Below are 8,670 nucleotides of genomic sequence, written 5' to 3' on the forward strand. Positions count from 1 at the left end.
GGTCAGGCGGTCGGGCGGGCGCGCAGGTCGGCCACGTAGTCGCTGGGGGCGCCGGCCTTCTCGGCGCCGTCGGCGATGTCGGCCAGATGGCGGGCGGAGGGCAGGCCGCCCTCGTAGGCGTCCAGGACGTAGGTCCAGGCGAGCACGTCGCCGTCGAGTGTGGAGAGCCGTACCCGGATGCGGGTGTACAGGCCGGTGTCGGCGCCTTCCCAGACGTCGAGCCGCTCCAGGTCGTAGCGGTCGATGTGGTACAGCATCACGTACACCCGCCCCGCCGGGTACGGCACGATCGTCGCGAGCGCGCCGTCCCAGCCGAAGTTCTCCCCGCCAAAGGTAAGCCGCCAACCGCTGAGCCAGCCGGTCCCGGTCACCGGCGAGTGGGGAGCACGCTCCTTCATCTTCGCCGGGTCAAGATTGCTGGCATACGCTGCGTACAGGTTCATGTCGGCGTCTCTCATCCCATGGCCCGAGCCTGGATGGCGCGGGGGCCGGTGCAAGGCCGGTTGCGCGCGGCGTGAGCACCGCCAATGCGCGTGACGGCTGGGCCGGTTCGCCTCGCCATTATGCGACCGATGACCCCCTTGATCACACGGGCCTTTCCGTAGAGCCTGGCCACACCGGCTAAGCATGGCCCTACCGGGGAATGGGCGAGTCGAGTGCCAGACACGAGACAGGCGAGACCACTCACGCTCCGTTCATCTGGCGCTCGCGGACCGCTCCGCGACCGCTCGCCGACCGCTCACCGAGCGGCGGCAGGGCGATGGCGCAGCGGTCGCCGTCGGCTCTTCGGCGGTCCACGCGCGAGGGACGTGCGGGCGCGGTCCGGGTGCCTGTGTTCGGTCACCGAACCCGGCTCGATGACGAATGCGGACAGAGCGGCAGGCAGGATGGACAACGGGACGGCCGGCCGTCAGCCGGCGGTGTCCACGGCCACCGGACGGCCGCCGGCCGGCCGCTCGGCCGCCGGGTGCGGCGAGCGGTCGCGATGGCATGTGCACGAGACTCGACAGGGCAGGAAACGCGTGGCAGGGACCAGGAGCAGCAAGGAGGGGACCGTGAGCCGGATCGTCATCCTCGGCGGGGGGCCCGGCGGGTATGAGGCGGCCCTGGTCGCGGCATCGCTGGGCGCGGCCGTCACGCTGGTCGACTCGGACGGGGTCGGCGGAGCCTGCGTTCTCACGGACTGCGTGCCGTCCAAGACCCTGATCGCCACGTCGGAGACCATGACGTCCGTCGCCGGGGCGCCGGCACTCGGGCTCTCCTCCAAGGGAGCGCCGACTCCACGGCCGGCCAGCTGGGAGGGCGAGGGGCCGCACCTGACCCCGCCGGAGGTGCTCACGTTCGAGGCGAAGCGCGTCAACAGCCGGGTGATCGAGCTGGCGCAGGCGCAGTCGCGCGACATCGAGACCCGGCTGAAGCGCGAGAAGGTGGAGGTCGTCCACGCGAAGGGCCGCCTCGTCGGGCCGACGGCGGTCGAGACCGACGCCGGTGACAGCTTCGTCGGCGACGTGGTGCTCATCGCCACCGGCGCGGCCCCGCGCGTCCTGTCGACGGCCGAGCCCGACGGCGAGCGGATCCTGACCTGGCAGCAGCTCTACGAGCTCCCGGAGATCCCCGAGCACCTCATCGTGGTCGGTTCCGGCGTCACCGGCGCCGAGTTCGCCAGCGCCTACCGGGCGCTCGGCGCGGCGGTGACGCTGGTCTCGTCCCGGGAACGGGTGCTGCCCGGCGAGGACCCGGACGCGGCCATGGTCATCGAGGACGTGTTCCGCCGCCGCGGCATCGAGGTGCTGAACCGCTCCCGGGCCGCCTCCGTCCGCAGGATCGGCGACGGCGTGCTCGTCGAGCTGACCGACGGACGGACGGTGACCGGTTCGCACGCGCTGATGGCGGTCGGATCGGTACCGCGCACCAAGCCCATCGGGCTGACCGACGTCGGGGTGCGGCTCGGCTCCGGTGGGCACGTGGTCGTCGACCGGATGTCACGGACCTCGGTGCCCGGGGTGTACGCGGCGGGCGACTGCACCGGCGTCCTGCCGCTGGCCTCGGTGGCCGCGATGCAGGGTCGGATCGCCATGCGGCACGCGCTCGGCGAGGCGGTGACGCCGCTGCGGCTGGGCACCGTGTCGTCGAACATCTTCACCGACCCGGAGATCGCCACCGTCGGCGTCACCCAGCGCATGAAGGACTCGGGCACGATCGCCGCCGAGGTCGTCACCCTGCCGCTCGCCCGCAACCCGCGGGCGAAGATGCTCGGCATCACCGACGGGTTCGTGAAGCTGTTCTGCCGGCCGGGCAGCGGCAGCGTGCTCGGCGGGGTCGTGGTCGCCCCGCGGGCCTCCGAGCTGATCCTGTCGATCTCGCTCGCCGTCTCCAACGGGCTGACCGCCGAGCAGCTGACGAACACCTTCTCGATCTATCCCTCGCTGTCCGGCTCGATCACCGAGGTCGCCCGGATGATGCGTTCCGAGGACCTGTTCGCCGCCTTCGACGACACGCTCTGAACCCTTCCAAACCCTTCCAGCCGCGCCGAGGCCGGTGTGATGATGGTCGCGTGGCGGATGAGCGGACGGCGGCCGTCGAGGGCGCCCACGGCCGGGCTGGCCTGGCGCACGAGGCCCGGCTGCGGCTGGCGCCCGGCGCGGACAAGCGGGCGCCAGGCGGCGCCGTGACGATCGCGCTGTGCGGCCACTGGGAGCATGACGGCCCGTGCCGCTGGCCGCACCACACCAGCGTCGGCAGACCGACCGGCGGGGACGTGACGATCCGCGTCGTCGCCGTGAGCCCGCCCTCGGAGCACGCGGAGGTCCGGCGGCTGATCGAGGGCGCCCTCGCCGCGGGCGCGCTCGACGGCCCGACCGGTCTCAGCCACTGGTCGGTGCTGCGCTCCGGCCCGACCGACCTGACCGCCGACGAACAGGGCCTCGCCGACCGTCTCGCCACGACCCCACGCCCCGCCGCCTAGCGGGCGAGCTGGGTGAAGGACTCGACGGCGGCGCCGGCCAGGAGGCGGACGCCGACGCCGATCGCGCGCTCGTCGACGGCGTAGTCGCCCTGGTGCAGGTCGTAGGTCGGGCCGCCCGGGGTCCGGGTGCCGAGCCTGGCCAGGGCGCCGGGGACATAGGTGAGGTACCAGCCGAAGTCCTCGCCGCCGAGCGACTGGGCGACGGTCGTCGCCGCGTCGTGGCCGAACGTCTCGGTCACGGCGGCGTCGAGGACGTCGACCATGTCGGTGGTGTTCACGACCGGTGGCACGCCTCGGCGGTAGTCCACGACGATGTCGGCGCCGAAGGGCGCGGCGATCTGCTGGGCGAGCTCCTCGACCAGCTCGGGGGCCGTCTCCCAGGTGTCGCGGGACAGAGTGCGCACGGTGCCGCGCAGCTGCCCGGCGCGCGGGATGGCGTTCGCCACCGAGCCGGCCTGCACCTGGCCCCAGACCAGCGCGAGCCCGGACCGCGGGTCGATGCGCCGGCTCAGCGCCGCCGGCAGCTGGGTGATCAGCGCTCCGATGGCGTAGACGAGGTCGACGGTGTTCTGCGGGCGGGAGGTGTGGCCGCCGGGGCCCGCCAGCATGATCTCCACGAGGTCGGCGGCCGACGTGATCGGGCCGGGCCGCAGGCCGATGGTGCCGACGTCGAGGGCCGGGTCGCAGTGCACGGTGAGCGCCGCGTCGACCGGCTTGAGGATGCCCGCGTCGATGACCTCGAGGGCGCCGCCCGGCATCGTCTCCTCGGCCGGCTGGAACAGCAGCCGCACGGTGCCCGCCAGGGGGTGTGTCCGGGCGTACTCGGCGAGCGCGAGGCCCGCCCCGAGCACCACGGTCGTGTGGACGTCGTGCCCGCAGGCGTGGCAGACACCGGGGACGGTGGACGCGTAGGGCACGTCCTTGGCGTCCTGCAGCGGCAGTGCGTCCATGTCGGCGCGCAGCATCACGACCGGGCCTTCGCCCGGCGTCCCGCCCGGATCGGAGCCGGTCCGGGAGGTCCGGGTCGCGTCGCCCGGGCCACCGGTGGCGATGTCGCACCAGATGCCCGGGATGTCGGTGAGCCGCTGGGGCACCAGGCCCGCCGCGGTCAGTCGCTCGGCGATCCGCTCGGCCGTGCGGTGTTCCTGGCGGCCGAGTTCGGGATGCATGTGCAGGTCGCGGCGGAAGGCGACGAGCTCGTCCTCGTGCCGGGCGAACCAGTCCCGGACGAATCCGGTGACGTCCGCGGCGCGCGCTCCCCGCGCACCCGCCGGCCAGGCTGATCGCACGGTTTTCGCCGTCGAATCGGCGGGCTCCGCGTCCCCCGACGGCGCGTCGGCCGACATCGCGTCGACCGGCGCCATCGGCATCGCGCTCACGTTGTCCGACATCCCGAAAAAGACCTTCCCCCGGCTGCACCGGCTTGTCTGTCGAACAAACACCGGCGCACTCGCCAGGAACTGCCCGAAGGTCAGCCAGCCGACCTGTCCAGCTGTAGGGGACGGCCGGTGTTCATCTCCTCTAGCAGAGTATCGACGACCCGGCTAAGATCGCCGCCGGCCCGCCGGGCGACGGCGCGTTGCCGCTGGTAGCTCGCCCCGGTCGCCATGATTTCCGGCACGGCCTCGAGCTCGGCGGCGCAGCCGAGGCGGCGGGCGACCGGTAGCAGGTCGTCGACGAGGTCCGTCAGCTCCGCCCGGACCGGACGGGTGGTGCCGCGGTCGTCCACCAGGATCTCCGCGTCCAGCCCATAGCGGGCGGCCCGCCACTTGTTCTCCTGGACCACCCAGCGGCGCGGCACCGGGAGCGTGTAGCCACGGTCGARCTGGCTGTTCATCCGGTCGACGAGGCACTGGGCGAGCGCGGCGACCGCGCCCACCTCCTGCAGGGTCGGCAACCCGTCACAGATCCGTAGCTCGACGGTGCCGAAGTTCGGGTGCGGGCGGATGTCCCACCACACCTCGCGGATCGTCTCGATCGTTCCGGAGGCGACCAGTGTCTCCATGAACCGTTCGAACTGTGACCAGTCCGCCAGCTGGTAGGGCAGCCCGGCTGTCGGCAGGCTCTCGAAGACCTTCGACCGGCTGGAGGCAAGACCGGTGTCCCGCCCAAGCCWGTAGGGCGACGACGCCGACAGCGCCAGGAAGTGCGGGATGTAGCTCATGAGCGCGTTGACGATCGGGAACGCCTTCTCCTTCGACCGGACACCGACGTGGACATGCACGCCGAAGATCAGCAGCCGGCGCGAGAGCCACTGCATGTTCTCGACGAGCCGGTAGTAACGCTCGTTCGAGCTGATTTCCTGCGCGTTGTACTCGCTGATCGGATGCGTGCCGCTGCACATCAACCCGATGCCGCGCCTTTCCGCCAGGCCACGGACCACGTCAATGGTCCCGGTCAGGTCGGCGAGCGCCTGCGGCACCGAGTCACAGACGCCGGTGATGACCTCGATCGTCGACTCGAAGAGCTCGTGCTTGGCCTTGGCCGCGTCCTCCTCGCCGACCTTGGCCGCGAGCTCCTCGAGGATCTCGGTCGAGGCGCCGCGTAGCTGGCGGGTCCGGAGATCGACCAGCTCCAGCTCCCACTCGATGCCAAGGCTGGTGCGCGGCGACGACGAGAAGGGAATGTGCACCCTGCCTCCTCCTGTGTCAGCGGTCGGCGTGGGAACCAAGACGACGCGATCACGCGGTCATGCGGGTCGCCGTGCGTCCGGGATCTCCTAACGACGTGGGGGCTTCAGGACAGGTAGGCGGTCATGGTGCGTCGGTGGGCAGCACGCCGCGGCGGGAGAGCTGCCCGGTGAGGCCTTGTCGAGGCGATGCCTCTCCAGCGGACCACGCGCCCGGACGGACAGATGAGGCCGGTCCGTCCGGCCCGGCTGCCGGCGAATTACCCGCTTGGCCCGTCGATACGCACAACAGCGGTGAGGCATCACCCCCGATGAGGCAACGGTAAGTCGCCTCGGGCCCGTTTCGGGGCTATTTCTCCGAAACGGGGTGTGCATAATCGAGCGCGGAACGTCCGCGTTTAGGCGGGTGGCGCGGCGACGACGCGGACGCCCAGCTCGCGTAGCTGACGCTCGTCCACCTGCGTCGGGGCGCCGGTCATCGGGTCGAGACCGGACTGCGTCTTGGGGAACGCGATGACCTCGCGGATGTTGTCCTCACCGGCGAGGATCGCCACCAGCCGGTCGATGCCGAAGGCGAAGCCGCCGTGCGGCGGGGCACCGTACCCGAACGGGGTCAGGAAGAACCCGAACCGGGCGTTCGCCTCCTCCGGAGTGATCCCCAGCAGGCCGAAGATCCGCTGCTGCAGGTCCGGCTCGTGGATCCGGATCGAGCCGGAGCCGAGCTCCCAGCCGTTGAGGACCAGGTCGTAGGCGCGGCTGCGGACCTCCAGCGGGTCGCTCTCCATCTTGTCGACGTCGTCCGGGTGCGGCCGGGTGAACGGGTGGTGGCCCGGCTTGGGCCGCCCGGTCGCCTGGTCGATGCCGACGAACAGCGGGAAGTCGACCACCCAGACGTAGCGGAAGCCGCCCTCGCCGGCCGGCGGGCGCCCCAGCTGGTTGCGCAGCTGGCCGAGCACCTCGCAGGCGGTCATCCACTCGTCGGCGACGAGCAGCAGCAGGTCGCCCTCGGCCGCCTCGGTCCTCGTGACGATCCCGGCCAGCTCCTCGGGCGAGAGGAACTTCGCCACCGGCGACTCCAGCGTGCCGCCGGCGCCGACCCGCATCCAGACCAGGCCCTTGGCGCCGAGCTTCTTCGCCGTGTCGGTCAGGGTGTCCAGCGCCTTGCGGTTGTGCGTCGCCGAGCCGCCCGGCACCCGGACGCCCTTCACGGCGCCGGCGCCCGCGAACGCCTTGAAGCCGCTGCCGGCGAAGACGCTGGTCAGCTCGACCAGCTCCATGCCGAACCGCAGGTCCGGCTTGTCGACGCCGTAGCGGTCCATCGCCTCATGCCAGGTCATCGTCACGACCGGGGGCACCGGGACGTCGACGGCCGCCTCCGTCGCGGCCAGCACGGCCGAGGTCACGACGTCGAGCACGTCCTGCTGGTCGACGAAGCTCATCTCCAGGTCGAGCTGGGTGAACTCGTACTGCCGGTCGGCGCGCAGGTCCTCGTCGCGCAGGCAGCGGGCGAACTGGAAGTAGCGGTCCATCCCGCCGACCATCAGCAGCTGCTTGAACAACTGCGGCGACTGCGGCAGCGCGTAGAAGCTCCCCGGGAACTGCCGGGACGGGACGATGAACTCGCGCGCCCCCTCCGGCGTCGACGGCATCAGCAGCGGCGTCTCGACCTCGGCGAACCCCAACGGGGCGAGCGCCGTACGGATCGCCGACAGCGCCGCCGAGCGGACCCGCAGGTTGCGCTGCATCCGCTCGCGGCGCAGGTCCAGATAGCGGTAGGCGAGCCGGGTCGACTCGTCGACGTTGTCCGCCCGGTCGTCGAGCGGGAACGGCGGCGGCTTCGCGACCGAGAGCACGTCGACCTTGCAGTCACGCAGCTCGACCTGACCGGTCGCGAGCTGCGGGTTGACGGTGCCCTCCGGCCGCTCCGTGACGGTACCGGTGATCTTCAGCACGTACTCCGACCGCACGTCGACCGTGCCGTCGACGACGCACTGCACGACGCCCGAGTAGTCCCGCAAATCCAGGAACTGCAGCGACTGCCCATGCTGTCGCCGGTGGGCCACCCACCCGCACACCGTCACGGTCTCCCCGGCATCAGCCAGCCGAAGGTCCCCGCACCGATGCGTACGCATCGCGGTCTGCCGCACCCGCGGCGTCCCCGGCTCGCCGTGCCCGTCTGCCGTCACCATCGCCCTGCCGTCCTGTCCCACCGTCGATCGACGGTCATGCCCAAAGCACCGTCGCCGCCCTCAGGCAGCCCTGCCAGCCATCACTGGGCTCGGTACCGCATACGGAGCCCTCATTGGCCGGCTACCCGTCACCTGGATAGGCAGCGAGCACTATCCAGAGTTATGCGTCCTATCGATATCCAGATAGGCATGACCCTACCGGCCGGGTGTGGCGGGCTTGGGGTCCCACACCCTGGGCGTCGGCGGCCAGGTTTCGGCGAGTGGCTACCGGCGCAGCGCCTTGATGAAGCGGCTGACCTCGGAACGGACCTTGGCGGGGACGCGCAGGACCTGGGGGCCGGCGGGGGTGGTGAGCTGGACGCGGATCACGTCGCCGTGCTTGACGCCCTGGGATGCCTTCACCTCACGGCGGTCCCAGACGACGTCGAACCAGTCCCCCTCGCGCGGGAACGGCGCGACGACGAGCAGCCGGTGGCTGGTCAGCAGGATCCACCGGGACATGCCGAGCCGGTGGCCGATGAACCGCTCGGCCCTGGCGGTGATCCGGCCGCCGCCGTCGGGGGCGGTGAGCCGGCCCCGCAGCACGACCTCGGTGAACTCCCCCAGTTCCAGCGGTATGTCAGGCGGATGCGAGCGACTCGGGATGGCCACATCGCAAGTCTGCTCTGTTTCTCTGGTTCGCTCCGTCCGGGCACGGCGCTACGGCCCCTTACTCGCTTCGCTCCCAAGGGACCTCCGCGCCGTGTCCTCCTGCGCTCACGGGCGCTCCGGCGACCTCGCTGCGGCCCAACCCACGTCGCTTCGCTCGTGGGCTGGGCCTCCGCGAGGCGCGCCTCCGCGCCCAGCACGGTTGCGTCGCGCTGAACGTCACCAACCCAAAACCGCAC

At 71.6% G+C, this 8,670-nt stretch carries 7 protein-coding genes; 2 read left to right on the forward strand and 5 right to left on the reverse strand.

Annotated features, from left to right (window positions below):
* Nucleotides 1-2: 2 nt before the first annotated feature.
* Nucleotides 3-443 carry a gamma-glutamylcyclotransferase family protein gene (locus BL253_RS06215; protein ID WP_076814335.1) on the reverse strand — a complete coding sequence of 147 codons (441 nt, stop codon included), beginning with the start codon at nt 441-443 and terminating at the stop codon, nt 3-5.
* 612 nt (nt 444-1,055) lie between these two features.
* Here BL253_RS06215 and BL253_RS06220 point away from each other — a divergent pair.
* Nucleotides 1,056-2,504 (forward strand): NAD(P)H-quinone dehydrogenase, encoded by a 1,449-nt coding sequence (locus BL253_RS06220; RefSeq protein WP_076814337.1) that lies wholly within the window; start codon nt 1,056-1,058, stop codon nt 2,502-2,504.
* Nucleotides 2,505-2,554: 50 nt separating this feature from the next.
* Nucleotides 2,555-2,965: a hypothetical protein gene (locus BL253_RS06225; protein ID WP_076814339.1), complete on the forward strand. Its 411-nt coding sequence runs from the start codon at nt 2,555-2,557 to the stop codon at nt 2,963-2,965.
* Here BL253_RS06225 and BL253_RS06230 read toward each other — a convergent pair.
* The 4 genes from BL253_RS06230 to BL253_RS06245 form a co-directional block, all read right to left on the reverse strand.
* Nucleotides 2,962-4,356 carry an amidohydrolase gene (locus BL253_RS06230; protein WP_076814341.1) on the reverse strand — a complete coding sequence of 465 codons (1,395 nt, stop codon included), beginning with the start codon at nt 4,354-4,356 and terminating at the stop codon, nt 2,962-2,964. The two genes, BL253_RS06225 and BL253_RS06230, sit on opposite strands and share 4 nt — an antisense overlap.
* 80 nt (nt 4,357-4,436) lie before the next feature.
* Entirely contained in the window at nt 4,437-5,597 is a 1,161-nt protein-coding gene (locus BL253_RS06235) for a glutamate--cysteine ligase (RefSeq protein WP_076814343.1), read from the reverse strand.
* A gap of 395 nt (nt 5,598-5,992) precedes the next feature.
* Nucleotides 5,993-7,783: an aspartate--tRNA ligase gene (gene aspS, locus BL253_RS06240; RefSeq protein ID WP_076814345.1), complete on the reverse strand. Its 1,791-nt coding sequence runs from the start codon at nt 7,781-7,783 to the stop codon at nt 5,993-5,995.
* A 264-nt stretch (nt 7,784-8,047) separates the two neighbouring features.
* Nucleotides 8,048-8,434, reverse strand: coding sequence for a hypothetical protein (locus BL253_RS06245; RefSeq protein ID WP_076814346.1), 387 nt, complete (start codon nt 8,432-8,434; stop codon nt 8,048-8,050).
* Between the last annotated feature and the right edge of the window lie 236 nt (nt 8,435-8,670).

Origin of the sequence: Pseudofrankia asymbiotica (assembly GCF_001983105.1) — a bacterium.
Lineage (GTDB): Bacteria > Actinomycetota > Actinomycetes > Frankiales > Frankiaceae > Pseudofrankia > Pseudofrankia asymbiotica.

What these genes read in the sequence shown, in the direction of transcription:
- BL253_RS06230 (WP_076814341.1), bottom strand. Translation starts at nt 4,356, where the DNA reads ATGTCGGACAACGTGAGCGCGATGCCGATGGCGCCGGTCGACGCGATG.
- aspS (WP_076814345.1), bottom strand. Translation starts at nt 7,783, where the DNA reads ATGGTGACGGCAGACGGGCACGGCGAGCCGGGGACGCCGCGGGTGCGG.
- BL253_RS06215 (WP_076814335.1), bottom strand. Translation starts at nt 443, where the DNA reads ATGAACCTGTACGCAGCGTATGCCAGCAATCTTGACCCGGCGAAGATG.